This is a genomic window from Antarctobacter sp., assembly GCF_965277915.1.
Classification (GTDB): Bacteria; Pseudomonadota; Alphaproteobacteria; order Rhodobacterales; family Rhodobacteraceae; genus Antarctobacter.
Genome location: NZ_OZ255849.1, coordinates 4,181,150 through 4,204,792 on the forward strand (window position 1 = coordinate 4,181,150; position 23,643 = coordinate 4,204,792).

Annotated in this window: 25 protein-coding genes and 1 tRNA gene; 13 read left to right on the forward strand and 13 right to left on the reverse strand. The window is 63.9% G+C overall.

Features of this window, described 5'->3' with window-relative positions; all coding sequences use genetic code 11:
• Nucleotide 1 precedes the first annotated feature (1 nt).
• The 4 genes from ACQY5B_RS21375 to hisN all read right to left on the reverse strand — a co-directional run bounded on the left by ACQY5B_RS21375 (nt 2) and on the right by hisN (nt 4,380).
• Nucleotides 2-913, reverse strand: a complete 912-nt coding sequence (locus ACQY5B_RS21375) for an ABC transporter permease (protein WP_420327524.1) — start codon at nt 911-913, stop codon at nt 2-4.
• On the reverse strand, nt 913-1,893 hold the full coding sequence (locus ACQY5B_RS21380) for an ABC transporter permease (RefSeq protein ID WP_420327523.1): 981 nt from the start codon (nt 1,891-1,893) through the stop codon (nt 913-915). The genes ACQY5B_RS21375 and ACQY5B_RS21380 overlap by 1 nt, the downstream gene beginning before the upstream one ends.
• A 61-nt stretch (nt 1,894-1,954) precedes the next feature.
• Nucleotides 1,955-3,526, reverse strand: coding sequence for an ABC transporter substrate-binding protein (locus ACQY5B_RS21385; protein WP_305968070.1), 1,572 nt, complete (start codon nt 3,524-3,526; stop codon nt 1,955-1,957).
• Nucleotides 3,527-3,585: 59 nt separating this feature from the next.
• A complete protein-coding gene (hisN, locus tag ACQY5B_RS21390; RefSeq protein WP_305968069.1) occupies nt 3,586-4,380 on the reverse strand; it encodes a histidinol-phosphatase in 795 nt (264 codons plus the stop codon).
• Between the two features lie 113 nt (nt 4,381-4,493).
• Between hisN and ACQY5B_RS21395 the strand changes: the two genes are divergently transcribed.
• Together ACQY5B_RS21395 and ACQY5B_RS21400 are read left to right on the forward strand one after the other, a co-directional pair.
• A complete protein-coding gene (locus ACQY5B_RS21395; protein ID WP_420327522.1) occupies nt 4,494-5,444 on the forward strand; it encodes a DeoR/GlpR family DNA-binding transcription regulator in 951 nt (316 codons plus the stop codon).
• Between the two features lie 339 nt (nt 5,445-5,783).
• A complete protein-coding gene (locus ACQY5B_RS21400; RefSeq protein ID WP_420327520.1) occupies nt 5,784-5,960 on the forward strand; it encodes a hypothetical protein in 177 nt (58 codons plus the stop codon).
• 130 nt (nt 5,961-6,090) lie between these two features.
• Here the strand turns inward: ACQY5B_RS21400 and ACQY5B_RS21405 are convergent.
• From ACQY5B_RS21405 to ACQY5B_RS21420, 4 genes are all read right to left on the reverse strand, one after another.
• Nucleotides 6,091-6,167: transfer RNA gene (locus ACQY5B_RS21405), tRNA-Arg, on the reverse strand.
• Between the two features lie 114 nt (nt 6,168-6,281).
• Nucleotides 6,282-7,664, reverse strand: coding sequence for a sensor histidine kinase (locus ACQY5B_RS21410; RefSeq protein WP_420327518.1), 1,383 nt, complete (start codon nt 7,662-7,664; stop codon nt 6,282-6,284).
• Nucleotides 7,665-7,676: 12 nt separating this feature from the next.
• Nucleotides 7,677-9,095, reverse strand: a complete 1,419-nt coding sequence (locus ACQY5B_RS21415) for a dihydrolipoyl dehydrogenase family protein (protein ID WP_420327516.1) — start codon at nt 9,093-9,095, stop codon at nt 7,677-7,679.
• A gap of 2 nt (nt 9,096-9,097) precedes the next feature.
• Entirely contained in the window at nt 9,098-9,829 is a 732-nt protein-coding gene (locus tag ACQY5B_RS21420) for a TVP38/TMEM64 family protein (protein ID WP_420327514.1), read from the reverse strand.
• Between the two features lie 391 nt (nt 9,830-10,220).
• Here ACQY5B_RS21420 and rpmH point away from each other — a divergent pair, with 391 nt between their 5' ends.
• The 11 genes from rpmH to ACQY5B_RS21475 all read left to right on the forward strand — a co-directional run bounded on the left by rpmH (nt 10,221) and on the right by ACQY5B_RS21475 (nt 19,595).
• Nucleotides 10,221-10,355, forward strand: a complete 135-nt coding sequence (gene rpmH, locus ACQY5B_RS21425) for a 50S ribosomal protein L34 (RefSeq protein ID WP_012177012.1) — start codon at nt 10,221-10,223, stop codon at nt 10,353-10,355.
• Between the two features lie 29 nt (nt 10,356-10,384).
• Entirely contained in the window at nt 10,385-10,780 is a 396-nt protein-coding gene (rnpA, locus tag ACQY5B_RS21430; RefSeq protein ID WP_420327511.1) for a ribonuclease P protein component, read from the forward strand.
• Nucleotides 10,777-10,998: a membrane protein insertion efficiency factor YidD gene (yidD, locus tag ACQY5B_RS21435; RefSeq protein WP_043140958.1), complete on the forward strand. Its 222-nt coding sequence runs from the start codon at nt 10,777-10,779 to the stop codon at nt 10,996-10,998. The genes rnpA and yidD overlap by 4 nt, the downstream gene beginning before the upstream one ends.
• Nucleotides 10,999-11,636: 638 nt before the next feature.
• Entirely contained in the window at nt 11,637-12,500 is an 864-nt protein-coding gene (ttcA, locus tag ACQY5B_RS21440) for a tRNA 2-thiocytidine(32) synthetase TtcA (RefSeq protein ID WP_420327509.1), read from the forward strand.
• A 55-nt stretch (nt 12,501-12,555) separates the two neighbouring features.
• Complete coding sequence (locus ACQY5B_RS21445) at nt 12,556-14,100, forward strand: putative bifunctional diguanylate cyclase/phosphodiesterase (RefSeq protein WP_420327507.1); 1,545 nt, start codon at nt 12,556-12,558, stop codon at nt 14,098-14,100.
• Between the two features lie 152 nt (nt 14,101-14,252).
• A complete protein-coding gene (gene yidC / locus ACQY5B_RS21450) occupies nt 14,253-16,082 on the forward strand; it encodes a membrane protein insertase YidC (RefSeq protein ID WP_420327505.1) in 1,830 nt (609 codons plus the stop codon).
• Entirely contained in the window at nt 16,079-16,822 is a 744-nt protein-coding gene (locus ACQY5B_RS21455) for an MOSC domain-containing protein (RefSeq protein WP_420327503.1), read from the forward strand. The genes yidC and ACQY5B_RS21455 overlap by 4 nt, the downstream gene beginning before the upstream one ends.
• The gene (gene yihA / locus ACQY5B_RS21460; protein WP_420327501.1) at nt 16,822-17,475 is read left to right on the forward strand and encodes a ribosome biogenesis GTP-binding protein YihA/YsxC; all 654 of its coding nucleotides are present in this window, start codon (nt 16,822-16,824) and stop codon (nt 17,473-17,475) included. The genes ACQY5B_RS21455 and yihA overlap by 1 nt, the downstream gene beginning before the upstream one ends.
• Before the next feature lie 79 nt (nt 17,476-17,554).
• A complete protein-coding gene (gene argB / locus ACQY5B_RS21465) occupies nt 17,555-18,442 on the forward strand; it encodes an acetylglutamate kinase (protein ID WP_420327499.1) in 888 nt (295 codons plus the stop codon).
• Nucleotides 18,439-19,110, forward strand: coding sequence for a 4Fe-4S dicluster domain-containing protein (locus tag ACQY5B_RS21470; protein WP_420327497.1), 672 nt, complete (start codon nt 18,439-18,441; stop codon nt 19,108-19,110). The genes argB and ACQY5B_RS21470 overlap by 4 nt, the downstream gene beginning before the upstream one ends.
• Nucleotides 19,107-19,595, forward strand: coding sequence for a SixA phosphatase family protein (locus ACQY5B_RS21475; protein WP_420327495.1), 489 nt, complete (start codon nt 19,107-19,109; stop codon nt 19,593-19,595). The genes ACQY5B_RS21470 and ACQY5B_RS21475 overlap by 4 nt, the downstream gene beginning before the upstream one ends.
• 48 nt (nt 19,596-19,643) lie before the next feature.
• On the opposite strand, the gene ACQY5B_RS21480 is transcribed toward ACQY5B_RS21475, so the two are convergent.
• From ACQY5B_RS21480 to crcB, 5 genes are all read right to left on the reverse strand, one after another.
• Nucleotides 19,644-20,657, reverse strand: coding sequence for an amino acid ABC transporter substrate-binding protein (locus tag ACQY5B_RS21480; RefSeq protein ID WP_305968053.1), 1,014 nt, complete (start codon nt 20,655-20,657; stop codon nt 19,644-19,646).
• Between the two features lie 175 nt (nt 20,658-20,832).
• Nucleotides 20,833-21,543 carry an ATP12 family chaperone protein gene (locus tag ACQY5B_RS21485; protein WP_420327493.1) on the reverse strand — a complete coding sequence of 237 codons (711 nt, stop codon included), beginning with the start codon at nt 21,541-21,543 and terminating at the stop codon, nt 20,833-20,835.
• Nucleotides 21,540-22,214 carry an HAD-IA family hydrolase gene (locus ACQY5B_RS21490; protein WP_305968051.1) on the reverse strand — a complete coding sequence of 225 codons (675 nt, stop codon included), beginning with the start codon at nt 22,212-22,214 and terminating at the stop codon, nt 21,540-21,542. The genes ACQY5B_RS21485 and ACQY5B_RS21490 overlap by 4 nt, the downstream gene beginning before the upstream one ends.
• Entirely contained in the window at nt 22,211-23,254 is a 1,044-nt protein-coding gene (locus ACQY5B_RS21495) for an RluA family pseudouridine synthase (RefSeq protein WP_420327491.1), read from the reverse strand. The genes ACQY5B_RS21490 and ACQY5B_RS21495 overlap by 4 nt, the downstream gene beginning before the upstream one ends.
• Nucleotides 23,251-23,625, reverse strand: a complete 375-nt coding sequence (gene crcB / locus ACQY5B_RS21500) for a fluoride efflux transporter CrcB (RefSeq protein WP_305968049.1) — start codon at nt 23,623-23,625, stop codon at nt 23,251-23,253. Before crcB ends, ACQY5B_RS21495 begins: the two co-directional genes overlap by 4 nt.
• Between the last annotated feature and the right edge of the window lie 18 nt (nt 23,626-23,643).

The following is a 23,643-nucleotide window of genomic DNA, read 5'->3' on the forward strand; positions in this document are numbered from 1 at the left end:
GTCAGGCTCCTGCGTAGATCTTGTTGCGGGCGCGTTCGAGGGCCGCCCCCATCAGGTTGACCGAGGTCAGCGTGAGGACCAGAAAGACACCCGGCATCGTGGCAATCCACCACGCGTTCATCAGGTACTTGCGCCCGTCTGCGATGATGTTGCCGAAGGTTGGTGTCGGCGGCTGCACCCCGAGCCCCAGAAACCCCAGCACGGATTCGAAAATCATCATGCGTGCGATGTCGAGAACGGCGACGAAGACCAGCGGGGGCAGCACCAGCGGCAGAAGCAGGGTAAACATGATCCGCCAGTCCGTTGCGCCCAGAACCATGGCACCGCGGACGAATTCCTTCTTGCGCTCGGCCATGACGGTCGACCGCATGACCCGCGCATAGACCGGCCAGCCCGCAAGTCCCAGGACGAGGATAATGGAGGGGATCGTCGGTCGGGATACACCGAGGATCGTGATGGCGAGAATGATCATCGGGATCGAAAGCTGTGCATCCGTGAGGCGCATCAAGACCGTATCGACGCGCCCGCCGAAATATCCGGCGAACAGGCCGATCATCGCGCCAACCGCCACCATCAAGATCGTGGTCGCGATTCCGATCAGCAGCGAGTAGCGCAGGCCGACGAGCGTCCTGGCCAGCATGTCCCGCCCCAGCTGGTCGGTACCCAACGGATGAGACCAACTCCAGCCCTCGCCCATCAGAATGGGCGGGGACAGTTTTGCACGGATGTTCATCTTTGTCGGATCAACGTCAGACAGCCAAGGATAGAGAGAAGCGGCCGCGACCAGCAAGGTGAACACGATCAGGCCGATGCGGAACTCGGTAGAAGCAAATGCCTCGGACCAGATGCGCGCAGAGATCGTCTTGGCACGGGCCTTGGGCGGCAGGTCGGGAGAGATGTCTATGGCACTCATCAGTATTCCAGCCTCGGGTCGATGGTCGTCGCGGCAAGATCGACGATGATGTTGATAAGGACGAAGGCAGCGGCGGTGACGATGGCGATGCCCTGGATCAGGGGAAAGTCGCGCTGCATCACGGCGTTGATGGTCAACAGGCCGAGTCCGGGATAATCGAAGATGAATTCGATAACGAGAACGCCGCCCAGCAACATGGAAAACTGCACGCCAAGCAGGTTCAGGAGCGGCACCGATGAATTCTTCAGCGCGTGTCGAAAAATGATCTGGTTGCGCGTCAGGCCGCGCACCGCCGCAATGTCGATGAAGCTCTGGCTCATGACGCCGGCGACGGAGACGGTCAGGGTGCGGATGATGAATGGCGCGATTTCGATCGCCAGCACGAAGGCGGGCAGGATCGTATAGGCGAACCCTTCATAACCGATGGCCGGCACCAGTTTCAGCTTCACCGACAGCAGCAGCGCCAGCACGATACCCAGCCAGAAATTCGGGAGACTGACGAAGACCGACGATATGTACAGGGCGAAGCGATCCGGCCATCCTCCGGGTCTGAGACCGCCCCAAATTCCAATGGGCAAGGCGATCACCAGGGCAAATGCCATCGCCAGTACGGCCAGTTGCAGCGTCATCGGTGCCGTTTCGGCGATCAGGGTCCAGACCTCGGCCCTTTCGCTACGCGTACTGTCGTCGAAGCTGGCACCGCCCACCGCCGCACCATTGGCGGGACGCACGAAGCTTTGCCCAAGATCGCCCTGCAGAATACCGCCGATGTAGCGACCGAATTGTATGTAGATCGGATCACGCAGCCCCATGTCAGAGGCGATTTCCTCGATAAGAGCCTCGGGCGCCATACCACCGGCCATCAACCGGACGGGGTCGCCGGGCACGACCCTGAGCAAGGTGAAGATCAGGGCCGATACCAGGAAGACGATCAGCGCCCCCTGGGCGAGTCGCCTTGCGAGAAATCGAGCTAGGAACATGGGCTTCTCCAGAGGGCAGGAGTGGAAGGTCGAGGGGGCCGAGAAGCCCCCCCCTTCAGGGTCAGCTCAGCGTGGTTTTCGACGCGTCGGCCGTACCGTCGGGATAGATGAACAGGTCCTGCACGTCGGCCCGCACGCCGTGCATCAGCACGGAGGTGAACAGGCTGTAGGCCGGAACCTTGTCCGCCAGCATGGGCATCAGGTTGGTCTGCAGGCTCTCACGGCGTGCTTCGAGGCTCGGAGCGTCACGTTCCGCATCCAGCGCCGCGTCGATCTCTGGATCCTCGATGCCGCAGATCCGCTTGGACGTGGAGTGGAAGTGGGTCCGCAGGACAAGGTCGGGCTCGGGCGATGCAGACGTCCAGCCGCAGTCGATCATGTGGCCGGGGCCACCGCCCGGACGGTCGTACAGCCGCTCGTTCCACGCCGCCGTTTCCATCACGTTCAGCTTGACCGGGAACCCCTGCTCCTGAAGCAGCACGGTGATCAGTTCTCCGTATTCCTTGGTCTTGGGGTAGAAGCCGGTCGAGGTGATGTATTCAAGTTCTGGCAAACCTTCGCCGCCCGGAAAACCCGCCTCTGCCAGCAGGCGCTGACACTCTTCGGGATCATATTCGGGATAGTTCTCAAGATCGGTGTAACCGAACTTGATCGGCGAAACGAAGTTCGAAGACGGCTCACCCGCGGTGCCCATGACCTCGAGGATCAGAGAGCGGTCGATGGCATGGGCCGCAGCCTTGCGCACCAGTGGGTTGTCGAACGGCGGCTTGGAGCAGCGGAACCAGAGATACTTGTTCTCGACCGACACCGCCCGGTTCAAAACGATGCCTTCCTCCTTGGCCAGCGTTTCAACCTGTTCGGGTTCAAGGCGTTCGATCACGTCGGCCTGTCCGTTCATCAGGGACAACATCCGTGTCGTTGCATCCCCGACATAAGAGAAAGTCACACCCGGGATCTGAGGGGCACCGCGGAAGTAATCCGGGAAAGCCTCCATGACGGTGTCATTGCCACGTTGCTCGACGAACTTGAACGGCCCGGTGCCGTTCAGGCGCTGGTTCAGAACACCATTCGGGCCCTGTGCGATGTCCTTTGCGGACATGATCGGCAAATAAGACGCGAGGAAGATGAACATCGCCGCGCCGTAACCGCCCTTGGTGGTGTCGACGATCACTGTGTAGTCGTCTGGCGTGGTCACTTCGAAAGTGTCGGCGAATCCCGGGTAAACCTGGCGCGCGCGCGCCGGCTGGGCCCCGTATTCGAAGGTGGCCTTGACGTCCTTGGCACTGAACGGCTCTCCGTCGTGGAAGGTCACGCCCTCGCGCAGCTTGATTTCCAGGTGTGTCGCGTCCAGCAGGTTCAGTTCGGTCGCGAGTTCATAGACCACCTCGTCGGGGTTGTCCGGCATCATCGGCGCGCGGGTCAGAAAACCCATCACGAAGCCTTCGATATTGAACTGGGACAACGTTGTATGCGCCATCGGATCCCAGTTACCGGTGATGTTCTCGGCCGAAAGGAACACCAACGGCCGGCTCGCCTGTGCCATCGCAGGGCTGACAAGAAGATTGGTGTTTAGCTGCACTGCGCCGGCCCCCAGGCCTGCCGCAGCTGTCCGCATGAAGGTTCTTCTGTCCATTTTTTCTCTCCTGTTGGGTCTTGCGTTATGAATTCTTCAAGTCCCCCATTGGGTGGGGGTCAGGCTGGCTCTGCCAGGCGGAGGCGGGCCAATTCTGCGAGGATCTGCGCGTGAAGTTCGGGCGTGGCAGAGGCCACGACATCGCCGGTCGATCCGGCATGCAGGGCTTGCCCCTGCCAATCGGTGATGCATCCGCCCGCCCCCTGCACGATCTGAACGACCGGCAAGTAGTCGTAGGGTTCCAACCCGCATTCCAGGACGAGGTCGCAATAGCCCGAGGCCAAGAGTGCGTAGTTGTAGCAATCCCCGCCGAACCGCAGCAGGCGCACGCGATCCCGCAGCATGGAGAAGATCGGCGCCCGAGGTCCGGCAAACAGCATGGGATCGGTGGTATAGGCATAGGCGCGCGCGAGGTCGGTGCAACCGCTGGTGCGGATGGCCACGCCGTTCAGGGTGCTGTCATACCCGTCAATGCCACACCAACGCTCACCGGTTGCCGGCATGTCGATCTGGCCCAAGCGCGGCTTTCCCTCGTCCAACAGGGCAATCAGACCACCGAACAGCGGATGCCCCGTGACAAAGCTCTTGGTGCCATCGATGGGATCAACGACCCAGACAAAGCGGCGGTCGAGACCTTCGGTCCCGTGCTCTTCACCGTAGATGCCGTGATCGGGAAAGCGTTCCGTAATGCGCTCACGCAGGTAGGTCTCGATCATCCGGTCCGCGATGGTGACCGGGCTGTCGTCAGCCTTGTGTTCGACGCTAAGCTCGTTGCGGAAGTGACTGAGGGCCAGCTTGCCCGCGGCGTCTGCGGTCGTCTGAGCGAATGAAAGTGCGTCGGCTAGGTCGAGCATAAGCCCCTCTTCATGGTTCCTGAGCGACCCGTCACGACGGATCCCCTTCACAATGCAACCATTGGAACCAAAAAATCCACACATTTCCTCACAAACACATGCAAAACCACTAAATGCGCTATTTTTTGGCATTTAGGCGACGTATGAGCGCGATATCGATGCTAACCACACACAAAACCACAACACACATCCACAACGCATGCGGTTTTCCGTGGACTTTTGGCGGAAGAATGGCCGATACACTGACCAAATACAGGCGGGCAAAGGGAACGCCGGACATGATTTCCAAGCAAACACACACATCCATGTGGTCGCATGAGCGACAATCTGCGATTCTTTCGGACCTGCTGCGGGACGGAAAGGTTCAGACCAACGCATTGGCCGATCGCTTCAACGTTTCCCGCGAAACGATACGGCGCGACCTTCTGGACCTTGAAAAGAGGGGGAGCCTTCGCCGCGTGCATGGCGGCGCAGTGCCCGTGGTCCAGGACGCACGCCCCGAGGCCGCCTTTCGCGACCGCCTGGTAGAAAGACCGGAAGTGAAACAGGCCATAGGGCGCCGGGCTGCAGAGCTGATTCCGGCGGGTGCTTCACTTTTCGTCGACGCGGGCACGACAACCCGCGCATTTGCCCTTGCGTTGACGCAGCGCTCTGACCTGCGGGTCATAACCAACTGCATCGAAATCGCCCAGATCCTGGCCCCCGTCGGAGGCATCGACACTTTGCTCTTGGGTGGCAGCCCGCATGGCGAAGTCCCGGCGACATTCGGGGAACTGACCCTGTCGGAAATCGATCGCTTCCTGACCGACTATTCGGTTGTCGGGCCCGTTGGGCTGAGCATCGAGCGCGGCGCGACCGATTACGAACTGCATGAAGCCGAAGTTGCGCGAAAGATGATAGACCGCTCCAACACCTGCATCATGCTGTGTGACGCCCGCAAGATCGGAGCGGAAAGCCGGGTATCGATCTGCGACATCGACCGCATCGCGCATGTCGTCACGGATGTGCAAACAGAAAGCAATTTCGCCCCTGCCGGCATCGAGGTCCACCGAGCCTCGGTTTAGGCCGTATCGACAAAAAGGGACTTCACCGCCGTGTCAGGCGCGTTTCAGCCCGATTTCCGCGAAGGGGATCAACCCGGCACGAAACCTGATGCCGAACGGAATGTGGGCATTCGTCAAGCGGTTCGCCTTGGCAGCCCACGCTCCGAACCGGCGCAAACCGCTCAAACACCGCCCTATTCTTGGTGGGACGCACTGGATCGCCGCACCGGAGACCTGCCGGCGGTGTTGGAGAAACGATCCAGCAGCTTTCGGCAATTCCGGCGTTGCACATAGGCAGGCCACGCCAAGTAGAACGTGGATCCCCGAGACAAGAGCGGAACGGCGCCACATGCGCCGCACATGATCGACAGCACGGTCGTTCCCACGCACCAGCCACCGCAGCCGGGCCGGACTTCGAAGCACCTTGGCATTGGCCTCGTCACCGTCGGCAACACGCCCAATCCGGGTTTTAAGTGGTTGGCAGAGGCCAAGATGCTGACAGCAATCGAAAATCGACGGGCAAACGTGACCGCCTAATGGTCACCCCGACGCGAATACCACGCAAGATGCGCCTGAGCCTGCGCTCCTTTCGAGAGCATCTATATTTGAGGACAACGTGACGGGCAGTTTTGCCCTTCGCCACTTCCCCTATACTTTCAGGGGTAAGTGGCGGACCGAGGAGGATTCGAACCCCCGACCCCTTGATTCGTAGTCAAGTACTCTATCCAGCTGAGCTATCGGTCCGTGAGGGCTGCGTTTACCGCCCACCCTTGCACGATGCAAGGGGCAATCCGCGGATTTTTTCGATCAGGCCAAAGAATTTCCACAAACCCCGGCCGACACCGCGACCAGCGGTCGTCAGCCCACGTCTCCCATCGGCAGACGGATCTCGAAGCAGGTGCCCGTCTCGTCCGTGCGCGCCAGCCTCAGGGTGCCGCCATGCCCACGGACCAGTTCGGCCACGATGGCCAGGCCCAGCCCCGAGCCGCCCTTGCGCACACCACCCTGGAACGGCTGGAACAGGTGATCGCGCGCCTTGGGCGGCAGGCCGGGGCCGGTGTCGGTCACAGTGATGACCCAATCCGCATCCTCGATCCGCGCGGCAATGTTGATCTCTCCCGACTGCGAGGTCGCCACGATGGCCTGCCGCGCATTGCGGACCATGTTCGACAGGGCCCGGTAGATCTGTTCCGGATCGCCGCGCACCATCAATCCGGCCGGGATATCCTCGCTCAGCGAGACGTCGGCCTCGCCGATGGCCAGCCTCTCGGCCTCGAGCACCTCGTTGGTCAACTCCGCCAGGTTGAACAGGGTCATCACCGGCGCTGGCTCCTCGGCACGGCCAAAGGCCAGCGTGCTCTCGCAAAGCGAAACTGCACGGGTGATCGAATTGACCAGCTTGGGCGCCATGCGCTTGACCGCCGGATCCTCGGACATTTCGATCCGGTCGGTGAACAGCTGCGCGCTGGTCAGGATGTTGCGCAGGTCATGGCTGACCCGGGCCACCGCGCCGCCCAGTTGCGCCAGCCGATCCTTCTGACGCAGGGCCTGGGTCAGCTGCGTCTGAAGGGATTGCAGCGATTCCTCTGCCTCGCGCAGCTCTCGCACCGTGGCGGAGGGCGTGATGATCCGCCGCGCGTCCTCGGGCGCCTCGGCATAGGCACCGATATGTCCGACCACGCCCTTGATCGGCTTGACCAGCAAGGATCGCACCGCCAGGAACAACAGCCCGGCGGTGATGATCGAGATCGCCGCCGAGAGCAGCAGGATGCGCAGGCCGTAGTCGATCATCGCGGATCGCAGGGGGGCGCTGTCCATCGTGACCTCGATCAGCTCTCCTCCATCGCGCAGCGGATCACCGATCACCCGGATCACCTGCATTTCGGGGTCGACCAGACAAAGGATGGCATCGCGCATCAGCACCCATGCCGTCGCATCGCGCAGGTCGAAGGTCTGGGTCACCTCGCCCGGTATCGGAGAGGACAGCATCAACTGACGGATCTCGTCTCGCCGCAGCACCACGTTGAAGACGCCCGCGTTGTCCAGCAGTTCCTTCTCCAGCTCCGGCTCGATCATTTCGTCGGCCAACAAGGCCAACGAGGCGATCTGTGCCCGTTCCAGCCGAGCCAGCAGGTAGTCCTCGCGGAAGCGCGCCACCGACGGGACAAAGATCAACACCTCGGCCACCATCACGAAGATGATGGTGAGGATCAGGAAACGTCCGGAAAGCGAGTTGACCATGTCCTACCGTGTTCAGGGCAGCCAGCGCTGGACCAGCCGCACCACCTTCTTGACCGTCTCGTTTTCGAACAGCCTGGGAGAGAAATAGGCCCCCGCGGCGCGTTTGTTAATCTCCCCGATGGTCGGATAGGGCGAAACCATGTTCGAGACCGCGCTCATCTTGAGCCCGTTGGCGATCACCAGAGACCAAAGATTGATCAGTTCCCCGGCCTGGTGCCCCACGATCGACACGCCCACGGGCCGGCCTCTGACCACCATGACCTTGATGACACCGCGCGTTCTGCGTTCGGCAATGGCCCGGTCGTTGTGGTGGTAGTCGAACCGCGCCACTTCCATCCGGTCGCCATGTGCCCTACGCGCCGCCTCCTCTGTCAGGCCCACCTGCGCCAGCTCGGGCTGGGTGTAGGTGGCCCAAGGAATGTGATCCGTCTTTGCCTTTGCAGGCAGCCCAAAAAGGGCAGAACGGATGACGATCCCGGCGTGATAGCCGGCCACATGGGTGAATTGCATTCCACCGGCCACGTCACCGATGGCATAAACCCGGGAATTGGTCGTCTTCAGGCTGGCGTCCACCTTGATGCCCGTCTTGGTGGTTTCGATTCCCGCGGCCTCCAGGCCCAGACTGTCGATATTCGGTTTTCGCCCCACAGCCGCCAGCAGGTGAGAGCCACGGAAGACGCGCCCGTCCTTGACCTCGACCTCGATGGCACCCGCCGTTCCGCGCACCTCTTGCGCCAAGGCCTCTTCGGCGATCTCGACGCCTTCGGCCCGCAGTGCCTGCAGAACGATCCCGGCAAGTTCCGGGTCATCCTTGCCAAGCGCCTTGGCGCCTTCGATCACCGTCACGGAACTGCCCAGCCGCCGATGCGCCTGCGCCATCTCCATCCCGATGGGTCCACCGCCGATGATCAACAGATGTTCCGGACGCTCGCGCAGCTCCCACAGCGTTTCATTGGTCAGGTAGGGCACGCCATCCAGCCCCGGAATCGGCGGCACAAGCGGAGAGGACCCGGTGGCAACCACGATTCGCCGCGCGGTAATACGATAGTCGCCCGCCTCGACCTCACGGTCGGACACGAAACGCCCGTACTCGCGGATCACGCGCACGCCAAAGCCCTCGAACCGTTCCTGGCTGTCCACGGGTTCGATCTGGGAAATCACGTCGGCGACGTGGTCCTTGGCAGCGGCATAATCGACCTGCGGCACGGCATCGGCGACGCCGTAAACAGCGGCATGTTCCATCCCGTGCGCCACCTTGGCGCTGGCGATCAGCGCCTTGGACGGCACGCAACCGTAATTCAGGCAATCCCCGCCCATCTTGTGACCTTCAAGCAGGATCACGTCGGCGCCCATCTGTCTGGCCCCCGCAGCCACCGACAGGCCGCCGGAACCGGCGCCGAGGATCAGCAGATCACATTTCAGCTTTTCCATGATCACAGCCCCTTCTTGCCGCGCACGGCCTTCAGCACGATCGGCAGCGCCGACAGCACGGCCAGCCCAAGGATCGGCCCGATCACATGCGGCGCAAAGATGATGCCCAGATCCGGCGTCTCACCACGTTCGAACACCTCACCGAGGCCCGCGCCGACAGAGGTATAGACCACCGCGCCCGGAATGATGCCAAGGAAGGTCGAGATGACATATCGGTGCACCGGCACCTCGAGAAAGGCGGGAACGAGGTTCGCCACGAAGAAAGGCACCGCCGGGACCAGCCGGATCAGGAACAGCATCGACCACTGGTTCTCGTCAATGCCCTCCTTGATCTTTTTCACCATGCCCTGCGAATGTTCCAGCCTGTCTCCCAGGCGCGCGCCCACTCCCCAGCGGGCGGCCAGGAAAATCCCCGTGGCGCCCAGCGTGGCGGCGGTCACGTTGTAAAGCGCCCCGGGAAAGGTCGCAAAGAGGAACCCGCCGGTGAGCGTGGCAATGGTGGCCCCCGGCAGGGAAAACCCGACGATGACGACGTAGACCGCCATGAACACGCCCAGCGTCAGCAGGTAATTCGCGTCGCGGAACGCCAGCAGTGCCTCGCGATTGTCCGCCAGCGTCTGGAAACTCAGCAGGTCGCCCAGCGTGAAATATCCGATGACCGCCACGATTAGGATGGCCAGCAGGGGCAGGTGGCGTCGGAGGCCGGGTTGGGGCGTTTCGGTCATGTCACTCATCGTCTGGAGCCTTTGGGTTGCGTCAGGGGCACCACATAGATGCCCCCGGAGCCTCCGGCAAAACAGCCGTCTCACGCCCGCTTGATCCGGCTTGTGCCCCAGCGTGAGAAATTCACGCCTGAAAGGCCAGAGTGAAACATTTCGCAGGCCTTGCCACATGCAAGTGTTGCAGTCGAAACAGGAAGGACGCAAAATTGCGGGGCACCAATGGCCGTCCCCTCGCTACCTTTGCGGCTGGCCGAACGCCCCGCTGCCCATATGGCAGGCGCCCGCGCCGGGGCAAAAAAAACCATGACACCCATTTGACAGGGGCCGCCCGCCCCCCTATAGGCAGGGCTTCGAATTTCCTGCACCCGACTCGACTCGGGGGCATTGAACCGGAGTAGCCGCGATGAAACGCACCTTCCAACCGTCGAACCTCGTCCGCAAGCGTCGCCACGGGTTCCGCGCCCGCATGGCCACCAAGGCCGGCCGCAAGATCCTGAACGCGCGCCGCGCCCGCGGCCGCAAGAGCCTGAGCGCCTGATCCCCACGCCGCCCACAGCGGAGCGGGAGATGAACGCCGACGAAAAAGCCGCCACGGATCGATCCGAGGCGGCCTTTTTGCCGTTGACGGTTCTGGCCCGGCGCGCCGATTTTCTGCGCGCGGCCCGTGCCCGGCGCGCCCCGACAGAGGGGTTCCTGCTGCAAGCCCGCCAACGTCAGAAGGGCGAGGCGGAGGGCATCCGCGTCGGCTTCACCTGCTCCAAGAAGGTCGGCAACGCCGTTGCCCGCAACCGGGCCAAGCGCCGGCTTCGCGAAATCGCACGCCTGATCTTGCCCGAGCAGGGCCGCGACGGCTGGGACTATGTCCTGATCGGTCGCGCGGAAAAGACCGCCTGGCGTGACTTTGCCGCCCTGCAGGCAGACCTGCGCCATGCCCTGCGCAAGGTGCATGGGGGCAGCAGATGAGCCCCCTCGCCCATATCGTCGCCCTGCCCGTGCGCGCCTATCGCCTCGTGCTCAGCCCCTGGGTCGGCCACGGGTGCCGCTTTCATCCCACCTGCTCGGTCTATGCTCTGGAAGCGCTGGAAAAGCACGGCGCTCTCAAGGGCAGCTGGCTTGCCGCGCGACGCATTGCCCGCTGTCATCCCTGGGGCGGCTCCGGCATCGACAACGTGCCCGATTGACCACAGCCACGGGCACTATTGCCCGAGGCCCCGCATTTTCCGATAAACATGTATCCTTTTCGACCGGGTTCGGCTAACGACCCCGCAGAGACCACGCATCAACACCGGGAGGTCCGACATGAACGATCAGACTTTCTCGCGCCGCGCGGCCTCGCTTGAAGCGACCTGGGGCAACGGCTTTCGCCGATCCCTCAAGGGCTAAGACCGCTTCACTTCCGGCCCCGCCTGACACGGGCCGTATTCCAACCAACCATCGCTGACTTTCACGCCCGGGCTCCCCCGTGCGTCGTCAGTCCATTTCAAACCAGACTAGGAGTCCGGCCGTTTTCGCGCCGGGAATCACTTATGATCAATCCAACAGTCGCTTCACATCCGAGCACCGACATTGCCTCCACCATCGCGCAACACGGCGCGGTCAAGGTACTTTCCGCCGCCCTGGCCGCGCTGTTCCGCGCCCCAAGAATGCGGCCTCCGCCACAGTTTGCAGAAGATCTGACCGATCATCTCAGGTGGGACGTCGGCCTGCCGCCAAAGTCTTGGGCGGACAGACGCCGGACGGCGCCCCTCTTCATTCCGATGACGGCTCCCAGCCCGCGATAACGCTTGCCCAAGTCGCGGCGGGGACGTATCCCCGCCGCATGCTGGATGATGCCGACGACATTCACCCCCTGTTCCACGGGGCCCCCAAGACCACCGAGTTCAAGAAGCTCCGCAAGCGGATCGTGCAGAACGTGCGCGGTGCCGTAGAGCAATACGGCATGGTCGAGGAAGGGGCCAAATGGCTTGTCTGCCTGTCCGGCGGCAAGGACAGCTACACGCTGCTTGCGGTCCTGCACGAGCTGAAGTGGCGCGGGCTGCTGCCGGTCGAAATCCTGGCGTGCAACCTCGACCAGGGCCAGCCGGGCTTTCCGGCAACCGTTCTGCCGGAATTCCTGGAAAAAATGCAGGTGCCCCACCGGATCGAGTACCAGGACACCTATTCCATCGTGGTCGACAAAGTGCCCCAGGGCCGGACCTATTGCGCGCTCTGTTCGCGCCTGCGGCGGGGTAATCTATACCGGATCGCGCGCGAAGAGGGCTGTTCGGCCGTGGTCCTGGGCCATCACCGGGATGACATCCTGGAAACCTTCTTCATGAACCTGTTCCACGGCGGGCGCTTGGCGACCATGCCGCCGAAACTTGTCAACGAAGAGGGCGACCTGTTCGTTTACCGTCCGTTGGCACATGTGGCAGAGGCGGACTGCGACCGATTCGCGCGGGCGATGAACTATCCGATCATTCCCTGCGACCTCTGTGGCAGCCAGGACGGCCTGCAGCGCCAGCAGGTCAAGCAAATCCTTGACGGATGGGAGAAAAACGCCCCCGGAAGGCGACAGGTCATGTTCCGGGCGCTGATGAACGTACGCCCCTCGCACATGCTGGACCCGACGCTTTTCGACTTTGCCGGCCTCATGCGGGACATGGAATCGCCCAATTCGTTGAAAAACCCGGAGCCGCGTTAAGAACCGAGTTACCAGCGTCGCCTAGTCTCGCCTCATGAGGTACAAGGACACGGGCATGTTGGCGTCATTTCGCGCGCTTCCGGCAACCCTGCGCACGGGTATGCGGCGGGGTCTGCAGGGACCACAGGCATTGGCTTTCCTGCCGGCGGCGGCACTTGCCGCCTTCTGGTTGGGCGGTGAGGCGCTCTTGCTGGCGGTCGCCCTGGGCACTCCGGCCATCTTTCTGCTGATCGGCGTGCCCGCAGGCCGGGGCGATGACCGGGCGGGGACCGATCGGACCGACATCGTCGACAGCATCGCGGCCACGCAACTGGCGCAACAGGCGCTGGAAGACGCGCGCGCGGGCAATCTGGCCACGGCCTGCCTGCTGATCGAGGTCGATGGCCTCACCGAGGTTGCCCAGCAAGCGGATGAGGAAACTGTCGATGCCCTGCGCGAACTGACCCTGGGCCGCCTGCGCAAGACCCTGCGCCGAGACGACGAGGCCGTGCGCCTTGGCGAATCCCGCTTCGTGATCTTCCTCGGTCCGTCGCTGCGGCTGGATCTCGAGGCGCTGCTGCAACTGGCGGGACGGTTGCAGAACGCAGTCGAGGAACCGGCATCTGTCGGCGATGCCATGCGGTATCTCTCGGGGTCCGTCGGGTTCTGCGGCAGCCTGCGGCTGAGCAACGACGCGACCGGCAAGCAACTGCTGGAAGCAGCGCAGGTCGCGCTGGAAGAGGCGCGGGCCAATGGCCCCTCGGCAATCCGTGCTTGGTCTGAGAACATGCGCCGGGCCCACATGGAGCAGCGCTCGCTGCGAAACGAGGTGGACCGCGCCCTGTCGAACGGCCAGATCCAGCCCTGGTTCCAACCGCAGATATGCACCTCGACCGGGGCGATCAGCGGGGTCGAGGCGCTGGCACGCTGGATCCACCCCGAACGCGGCATCGTCCCCCCCGCGCAATTCCTGCGCGTGCTGGAAGACGCCGGACGCATGGAACACCTGTCAGAGGTCATCCTGCAGCACTCGCTGACCGCCCTGCGCAGCTGGGATCAGGCCGGCCTCGACATTCCGCGCGTCAGCGTGAACTTTTCCGACCCGGAACTGCGCGACCCCCGCCTTGTCGACCGCATCCAGTGGGAGTTGGACCGCTTCGGGCTGACCGCCGAACGGCTGGGAATCGAGGTTCTGGAAACCGTGATCGCCGGCGCGCCCGAGGGGATAGTGGCCCGCAACATCGTCGAACTGGGCAAGATCGGCTGCCATATCGACCTTGACGATTTCGGCACGGGCCACGCGTCGATCACCTCGCTGCGCCGGTTCCGCGTGCACCGGCTCAAGATCGACCGCAGCTTTGTCACCCGCGTCGACCGGGACGAGGACCAGCACCGGATGCTGGCCGCGGTCCTGGGCATGGCAGACAGGCTGGGCCTGGAAACCCTCGCAGAAGGCGTCGAAAGCGTGGGCGAACACGCGCTGCTGGCCCAGTTGGGCTGTGATCACGTCCAGGGCTTCGGCATCGCGCGTCCAATGCCCGTCGACAAGCTGATCGACTGGGCACAGGAACACGACGCCCGGATCGCCGACGCCAGGAAACTGGGCGGCAGCACCGGCTGACCCGCAAAGTTCGTTTCAAATCACGCGCCACCCCTTGCCCGGTCTCGGCACCCATGTGCCACACCGCCCCGTCCGGCTGGATTCCGCTTGACCTTTGCACTGCGGGACGTTTGAACCCAGCGATGACTTTCAACGGATAGGTGGCCGGCCTCATGGACGATCAGAACAAGAACCTGCTTCTCGCGACTGCGCTCAGCATGGTCGTGATCCTTGTATGGTTCCTGCTGTTTCCCCCTCCGGAGGCGACTGAGGATCCGAATGCCCCTGTGGCCACAGAGACGGACGCCCCCGCGCCCGACGGTGTGGCAACCGCGCCGCGCGCAGCGGACCCTCTTGGCGGTGGCGCCCCGGCAGAGGCGCCCGCGGCGAATGCCGACACGACGGAGGCACCGCGCCTGCCGCTGGACAGCGCCCGCCTGGAAGGGTCGATCTCTCTGACCGGCGGTCGCATCGACGACCTGCGGCTCAAGGACTATCACGTCGACCTGTCGGAGGAATCCCCCATTGTGCAGTTGCTTGACCCGGTCGGCAGCGGCAATCCCTACTACGCGCTGTACGGCTGGGCGCCGGGCAACGGCCTGGCCCTGTCGGATGTCCCCGGGGCCAATACCGCGTGGACGATCGAAAGCGGCGAGACCCTCACCCCGGACAGTCCGGTCACCCTGCGCTGGGAAAGCCCTTCCGGGCTGATTTTCCGCCGGACCATCTCTGTCGACGAGGATTTCATGTTCTCGGTCACGCAGGCGGTCGAAAACACCGGCGACCAGACCGTGTCCCTGGCCCCCTACGGCGTGCTGGCGCGCCACGGCGAACCGGACGACCTCAAGAATTTCTTCGTGCTGTTCGAAGGCGCGCTGCAGATGTCTGACGGCATCCTCGAGCAGACCAAGTACAAGAACATACCCGACCTTGACGTCGTCCCGGCCGAGGGCACGCAGGCCACGGTCGAACGCGTGCAGGAAACCGGCTGGGTCGGGTTCACCGATCACTACTGGATGGCGACGTTGATCCCCGAAGCGGGCACGCCGTTCAAATCGGTGGTGAAATACGACGCGCGCCGCGACATCTACCAGACAGAGGCGGTGCTCCCGACCATCGAACTGGCCCCCGGCGCCAACCAGGAGGTCAGCAGCAAGCTGTTCGCCGGTGCCAAGGAATGGGAAACCATCCGCGAATACCAGAAGGCCGGCATCGACCGTTTCCTCGACTCGATCGACTGGGGCTGGTTCTTCTTCCTGACCAAACCGATGTTTGCCGTCCTGCACTGGCTGAACCTGCATATCGGAAACATGGGCCTGGCGATCATCGGCCTGACGATCCTGCTCAAGGCCGTGCTTTTCCCGCTGGCGTACAAGTCCTACGCCTCGATGGCGAAGATGAAGGAACTCCAGCCGGAGATGGAAAAGCTCAAGGAGCGCGCGGGCGACGACCGCGAGAAGCTCCAGAAAGAGATGATGGCGCTCTACAAGAAGGAAAAGGTCAACCCGGCCGCCGGCTGCCTGCCGATCCTTCTGCAGATCCCGATCTTCTTCTCGCTCTACAAGGTGATCTTCGTCACGCTCGAGCTGCGGCACGCCAACTTCTTTGGTCCGTTCAACGACCTCTCGGCACCGGACCCGACCTCGATCTACAACCTCTTCGGCCTGCTGCCGTGGGGCGCGCCCGATCCGCAATCGATCCTGGCACTGGTCTTCATCGGCATCCTGCCGCTGCTGCTGGGCATCTCGATGTGGCTGCAGCAAAAACTGAACCCGGCGCCCGCCGATCCCACGCAGCAGATGATCTTTGCCTGGATGCCCTGGGTCTTCATGTTCATGCTGGGCGGCTTCGCCAGCGGCCTGGTTGTCTACTGGATCACCAACAACGTGATCACCTTCATGCAGCAGTACATGATCATGCGCAGCCACGGGTATACCCCCGACATCCTGGGCAACATCAAGTCCAGCGTGAAGAAGAAGGACAAGGAGCAGGACAGCAAATGACCCGTTCCCTGACCGCGATCTGGCGCTTTCCGATCAAGAGCCACGGCCGGGAAGAGTTGGACGCGGTCACGCTGAGCGTCGGGCAGACGCTTCCCTGGGATCGCCATTGGGCGGTCGCGCACGACCAGTCCGGCGCCGACGGATCGGAATGGGTGTCCTGCCGAAACTTCTCGATCGGCAGCAAGGCCCCCGCCCTGGGGGCCATCTCTGCCCGGCTGGACGAGGCCACGGCCACGGTCACGCTCTCACACCCGGATCGGGACGACCTGACCCTGCGGCCCGACGACGAAGGCGACAAGCTGATCGACTGGGCCGGCGGTTTCATTCCGGAGAACCGCGCGCAATCCGCCCGGGTGGTGCGTGGCAGGGCGCGCGGGTTCACCGACAGCGATTTCCCTTCGATCACGCTCTGCAACCTGTGCTCGCACCGGGCCGTTGAACAGCGGCTGGGCCACGCCCTGTCGATCCACCGCTGGCGTGGCAATCTGTGGTTCGATGGCGGCGCCCCCTGGGAAGAGTTCGACTGGATCGACCGCGAGGTGCAGATCGGCGAAGCGGTGCTGATTCCGCGCGAACGCACCGACCGCTGCCTTGCCACCCACAACAATCCCGACACCGGAAGGCGTGATCATGACGTGCTGGGCACGCTGGATCACTGGGATCACCGCGATTTCTCGGTCCGGGCCGAGGTCGTGCGCAGCGGACGGATCGCGCTTGGCGACCGCGTGGAGGTTCTGTAATGCAACTTGCCTTTCCCGTCGCCGAGGAACCGGACGACGCCGTGCGCGAGGCCGCGCGCAAGCTTTTCGTAGGCCACGAAGTGGATTTCCTGAAGGGCGTCGTCGGCATGGACGGCCTGCCGCCCGACGACCGGGCCGAGGTCTGCTTTGCCGGCCGGTCCAACGTGGGCAAATCCAGCCTGATCAATGCGCTGACCGGGCGCAAGGGACTGGCACGCGCCTCGAACACGCCGGGCCGAACGCAGGAAATCAACTATTTCACGCTGGGTGCCGATCACTACCTCGTCGACCTGCCCGGCTACGGGTTTGCCAATGCCCCGGTGGACGTCGTCGCGCGCTGGCAGGCCCTGCTGAAATCCTATCTTTCGGGCCGGGTCAGCCTGCGCCGCGCGTTCGTGCTGATCGATTTCCGCCACGGGATCAAACCCGTCGACGACGAGATCATGACCCTGCTTGACCGCTCCGCCGTGACTTTCCAGGCGGTGCTGACCAAGGCCGACAAGGTCAAGGACAAGGAAAAGGACCGGATCCTGGCCCAGGTGCGCGAACGCCTGTCGAAACATCCGGCGGCCTACCCCGAGATCGTCCTGACCAGCAGCGAAAAGGGCGAAGGCATCGCCAGCCTGCGCGCGATCATCGCTGGCCTCAGCTGACCTTCGCCCTCGCCTGTGCTCTGGAAATCCCGTCCCGCGCGGGGCATTCTGCGCACAGCGCCCGCCTGGAAGACCCGAGATGAGACGACAGAACATGAACAGAGACTGGATCGCCACCGCCCGGACCCTCTCCGAGGCCCTGCCCTACATGCAGCGCTACACCGGCGCCGTCGTCGTGGTGAAATTCGGCGGCAACGCGATGGGCGACGACGCTGAAATGGCCGCCTTCGCCCGTGACATCGTGCTGATGCGCCAGGTGGGCGTGAACCCTGTCGTCGTCCATGGCGGCGGCCCGATGATCAACGACATGCTGAAACGGCTGAACATCGAAAGCAAGTTCGTCCGCGGCAAGCGCGTCACCGACCAGGCCACCGTCGAAGTGGTCGAAATGGTGCTGACCGGCCTGGTGAACAAGCGCATCGTCCAGGCGATCATGGACGAGGGAGGCCGCGCGGTCGGCCTCTCGGGGAAGGACGACGACCTGATGGTCTGCGAACCCGACGATCCCGAACTGGGCTTTGTCGGTCGTCCTATCGAGATGAACGTCCAGGTCCTGCGCGACCTTTTTGCCGCCGGGATCATCCCGGTCGTGGCCCCGGTCGCCACCGGCACCGAGGTGACAGAGACATACAACGTCAACGGCGATACCGCCGCCGGCGCAATCGCCGGCGCGCTCAAGGCGGACCGCCTGCTGCTGCTGACCGATGTGCAGGGCGTCAAGGGACCGGATGGCGAGGTCGTAACCGAACTGTCGCCGGACGACGTGCGCAAAATGACCTCCGAGGGCGTGATCGCGGGCGGCATGATCCCCAAGACGGAAACCGCGCTCAAGGCCATCGAAGAAGGGGTGCGCGCCGTGGTCATCATCGACGGGCGCGTAGCCAATGCCTGCCTGCTCGAGCTGTTCACCGAACATGGTTCCGGGTCGATGATCCGCTCTGACAACCGGCCGCCCTTGCCAAAATGACCCCGAGGGACCTGCAGGACGCCGACCTTGCCGCAGCCCGTGCCGGGCTGCGCCTGCGCGGCGCCCTGCACCCCGATACGGACGATGGCGCCCCTGAGGGCACCAGCACCCTGCTGCTGCTCGGCCCGGACGAGCCGCATTTCTGGCCGCTCTTCACCGCTGCCCCCGAATACCTCGACGGCGCGCCCGACCCGCTCGACCGCTGGTCGAAACGGGTGCTGTCCGCGCTGGCCGAGGCCTGGGGCGGAACGGCCATCTTTCCATCGGACGGACCGCCCTATGCGCCGTTCCTGGCCTGGGCGCTGGGAACGGGCCGCGCCTGGACCTCTCCGGTCGGAATGCTGGTACACGATGCTGCCGGGCTCTTCATCAGCTACCGCGGCGCCATTGCCCTCCCCGTGCGTCTGCCGCTGACCCAAACCGGCACCCAGCCCTGCGACCACTGTCCGCGTCCTTGCGAAACCGCCTGCCCTGTCGGCGCACTCGGGCCCGGCCAGGCCTATGACGTGGCGCGCTGCAAGGCCCACATGCTGACACCCGAAGGCACCACCTGCCGAACCGAGGGGTGCCTCGTCCGCCGCGCCTGCCCTGTCTCTGACGGCTTCTCGCGCAGGACGGCCCAATCCGCCTTTCACATGCGGGCTTTCCTGGGGGCAGACGCGCCATGAAACACCTTATCCTGATCCGCCATGCCAAGTCCGACTGGAGCCACGGCCTGCCCGATCATGATCGCCCCCTGAACAAGCGGGGCCGCCGCGCCGCGCCTGCCATCGGCGGATGGTTGCGGGAAAAGGGATATCTTCCGGATGACATCCTGTGCTCGACGGCGACGCGCACGCGCGAAACGCTGGCGCTGCTGGAGATCAACGCGCCTGTCCGCTTCGAACCGGCGCTGTATCACGCCGCCCCGGAAACCATGCTTGAGACCCTGCGATCCGCGCAGGGCGACAGCGTGATGATCCTGGGACACAATCCGGGCATCGCCGAATTCGCCGAGCGTCTGCTACAAGAGGCGCCCAAGCACCCGCGCTTTGCCGCCTATCCGACCTGCGCCACGCTGGTGGCCCGCTTCGACATCGATGACTGGCGCAGCCTGCAGCCGGGCACAGGAAAGGCAACCGCCTTCGTCGTCCCGCGCGACCTCACCGACTGAGGCGCGTGCCCTGGTTTCTTCTTTGCAGAAATCCGAACTCTTGCGAATTCAGCGGAACGGCGGGCTGTAAAGCAATCCACCATCGGTCCATTGCAGGTTCAAACCGCGTGACAGGCCGATTGGCGTCGTCTCACCGATGTTGCGGGCAAAGATCTCGCCGTAGTTGCCGCCAGCCTTGATCGCCCGCACGGCCCAATCCGCATCCAGGCCCAGCATCTCGCCCATCAGCCCGTTGGTGCCCAGCAGGCGCGCGATTTCCGGGTTGTCCGTGCTCTCTCGCATCTCGTCGATATTGACCGAGGTCACGCCCAGTTCCTCTGCCGAAATCAGCGCATTCAGCACCCAGCGCACAACGTCCGCCCATTCGTCATCCCCGTGGCGCACCACCGGCCCCAGCGGTTCCTTGGAAATCACGTCGTCCAGCAGCAGGTGATCGCCGGGCGCCTTGAACGTGGCGCGGATCGCCGCCAGTTCCGAGGCGTCGCCGGTAAAGACCTCGCATTCGCCTTCCAGGTAGAAGGTCTGCGCCTGCGCTGTGCTTTCGACCGCGACCGGCTCATAGGTGATGTTGTTGCGGGCGAAATACTCGTCCAGGTTCATCGCCGTCTTGGTGTCGGGCTGCACGCAGACGCGCTTGCCGTTCAGTTCCGTCGGAGAGGAGACGCCCAGCGTCTTGGGCACCATGAAGCGCTGCCCGTCGTAATAGTTGATCCCTGCGAAATCCACCTTCACGCCGACATCGGTCGCAAAGCTCCAGGTCGTATTGCGCGCCAGAACGTCAAGGTCCCCGGCCAGCAGCAGGGTAAAGCGCGTGCGGTTGGTCGTTTCCACGAATTCCACCGCCGAAGGATCGCCCAGCACCGCAGCCGCGATGGCCCGGCACAGGTCCACGTCGAAACCGGCCCATTCGTCACGCGAATCCCGCGAGGCAAAGCCGATCAGGCCGGAATTTACACCGCAGTTCAGGACTTCCCTGTCCTTGACGTCCTCCAGCGTGCCGGCCGAGGCGCCGCCGACGGCACAGGCCAGAAAGGCCGTCGCGCATAGAAGTAACCTCAACATGCCGTTCTCTAACCCCGGATCTCGCTTGTCACAGTCCGGCCCGCGCCGGACAAAAAAACGGAGGGATCCTTGATCCGACCCCCCTCGACGCTGCGCCAATTTGGGCGGATTCCCGCCCAAAGGTCAAGCAAGGATGCCAGCCGAAAAGGCAAGGTTTCTCCCGTTTCGCCCTTATCTAACCATCTGCGAGCGAATGGAAAACACTCGCATGCATGAACTCGCCGCGTTTTCTTTGGGCAATTTCGGCGGCTTCTTCATCGACGCCCCATTGCTCCTCCTGCCAGGTCTCGTCGATCCGCGACAGGGCCCAGGCCTCTTCCGGGGCGCATGCGCCGCGGACCACCGCCAGGGCCAGCACCAGCGAGCCGGACATCGACACGAGGTCATGAAAAGCGGCCAGATGAAAGGGCGATTGCCCGTGCACCTCTGCGCTCAACCGCGCCAGCGCCTGCGGGTCCTGCGGCTGATGCATGACCCCGGCGACAGGAACCAGCCTTGCGCCATAGGTCGCCTCGGCCCAGTCAAGCAAGGGGTCCCACCCCTGCCGCTGACGTTCTGCCAGTCCCTCCGGATCATCGGCGCGATAGCACAACAGGTCGCTGTCGCCATAAGCGGCCAGCATGTCGGCCACGGCCGCATGCTGCGGCGTCACCTTGTCCAGCGCAGAATTGGCCATGCGCGTAAAAGGCATGGAGGTCGGATCGACCTTGTCCTCTTGCGCGGCCCATTCTCCGGCAATCTCGCGCGCCAGGGCCTCTGTCGGAACGACCAGCGCCGACTTGGCGGGGGTCTTGACGCCGCGCCCGTCCAGCGTGATGGCAAAGCCGCCCTCGGCCGGTGCCACCTCGGCGTTCTGCCAGAAACGTTTGAGCGCCCATTCGCTCATGTCATGCCCTCCAGGACGGTGTCTATGGCGCGGGTCAGCCCGGCGGCGTCCTCCACGACGTGCTCTGCCCCGGCCAGCGCCTCGGGCGGGTGATACCCCCATGTCACGCCGATGCGCGGAATGCCTGCGGCCTGCGCCATTTCCATGTCATAGCTCGTGTCGCCGATCATCATTGCCCGCTCGGCATCTACGCCCGCCTCGTCCATGGCGTTGAACAGCATCGCGGGATGCGGCTTTGACGGATTGTCGTCGGCGCATTGCCGGGTGACGAAGCGATGCGTCAGCCCGTGGCTTTCCAGCAGCGCGGTCAGCCCGCGCCGCGACTTGCCCGTGGCAATGCCCAACAGCACATCGTCACGCGCCGACAGCCGATCCAGCAGCGCGGGAATGCCGGGATAGAGCGGCGAGGCCTCTGGCCCGCCCTTCATCCGCAACTCGGCATAGGCGTCCTTGTAGGCCTCCACCAGCCGCGTGCGCTGAACCGGGCCCAGGTCCGGCGCCAGGTGCGAAAAGGCCTGGGGCAGAGAGAGGCCGACAATCGCAAGGATCGCCTCGCGCGTGGGGCGTTCGATGCCCTCGCTGGCAAAGGCGATGCTCATGGCGCCCAGAATATCACCCTGGCTGTCGACCAGCGTTCCGTCGACGTCGAAAATCACGAGGCTCAGGCTCATTGCAGTTCCTCGAAGGGATCGTCGGCGGCGATGTCCTCGGTCCAGCCAAGCGTGTCCCAGCTTTGCGCCATGTGGTCTGGCAAGGGGGCGGTCAGGCTCAGCGGCTTGCCCGTGAAGGGATGTTCGAACCGCATGGAACGTGCGTGCAGATGCAGTTTGCGCGAGATCACCCCGCCCAGTTGCGCGCCCCAGCCGTCGCCCAGGTTTTCCTGACCCGAGCCGCCGTATTTGCCATCGCCGATGATCGGATGCCCGATCTCGGCCATATGCGCCCGCAGCTGATGGGTGCGGCCGGTGATCGGCTCCAGCGCGACCCAGGAGGCGCGCCCCGCCACTCGGTAAAGCGTTGCATACAATGTGTGTGCACGTTTTGCACCCTCTGTATGCGCCATGTCGCGCGGGTGAACGCACAGCATCTTTTCCCCCTCGCCGTGATGCCCGTGCCCCGGTGCCTTGACCAGGCCATACCGTATCTCGCCCAGGTAGGGCGTCGGAACGCCTGCCACCAGCGCCCAGTAGATCTTGCGCGTCAGCTTGTGCCGGATGGCGGCGGTCAACGCCTTGGCCGCCTCGCGCGTGCGGGCCAGCACAAGAACGCCCGAGGTGTCCTTGTCCAACCGGTGCACCAGCCGGGGTTTCTCGTCGTAGCCAAAGGTCAGCGCCTCGGCCAGCCCATCCACGTGGCGTGTCTGCTTGCTGCCGCCCTGCGTGGCCAGCCCGGACGGCTTGTTGATGGCGATCAGGTGGTCGTCCTTGAAGATCAGGCAATCGCGGATCATTTGCGCATCCTGGTCCGAAACCGCGGGTTTCGGCGCGCTTTCCACCTGCCCGGGTTCGGGCAAGGGCGGAATCCGGACCTGCTGGCCAACCTCCAGCCGGGTCGAGGCCTTGACCCGCCCGCCATCGACGCGCAGTTCGCCCTTGCGGCACATCTTTTCGATGCGGCCCTGCGCCAGTTGCGGAAAGTGCCGCTTGAGCCAGCGGTCAAGCCGCTGGTCGCCATCGCCCGGCCCCACGGTCACGGTTTGAACTCGGCTCATGTAACAGCACTCCGTGCAAGGGTGAGACCGGCAAGGAGCGCCGCCAGCGACAGGATCACGGACCCCGCGACATAGACCGCCGCCAATGCGCCCTGCCCCCGTTCATAAAGTGTAATCGCATCCAGCGAAAACGCCGAGAAGGTGGTAAATCCGCCCAGCACGCCGGTCATCAGCAGGGGCGCATAGCGGTTGGCGCTGAGGTGCAGAAGGGCCACCACCAGCACGCCCATCAGGAAGGACCCGACGATGTTCACGGTCAGCGTACCCCAGGGGAATCCCTTGCCCAGCAGGCGCGCCGTGGCGATGCCTGTCATGTATCGGGCCGAGGCGCCAAGGGCGCCGCCCAGCGCAACTTGCAGAAGGGGCGTCATGCGCGCGGACATGGCGGC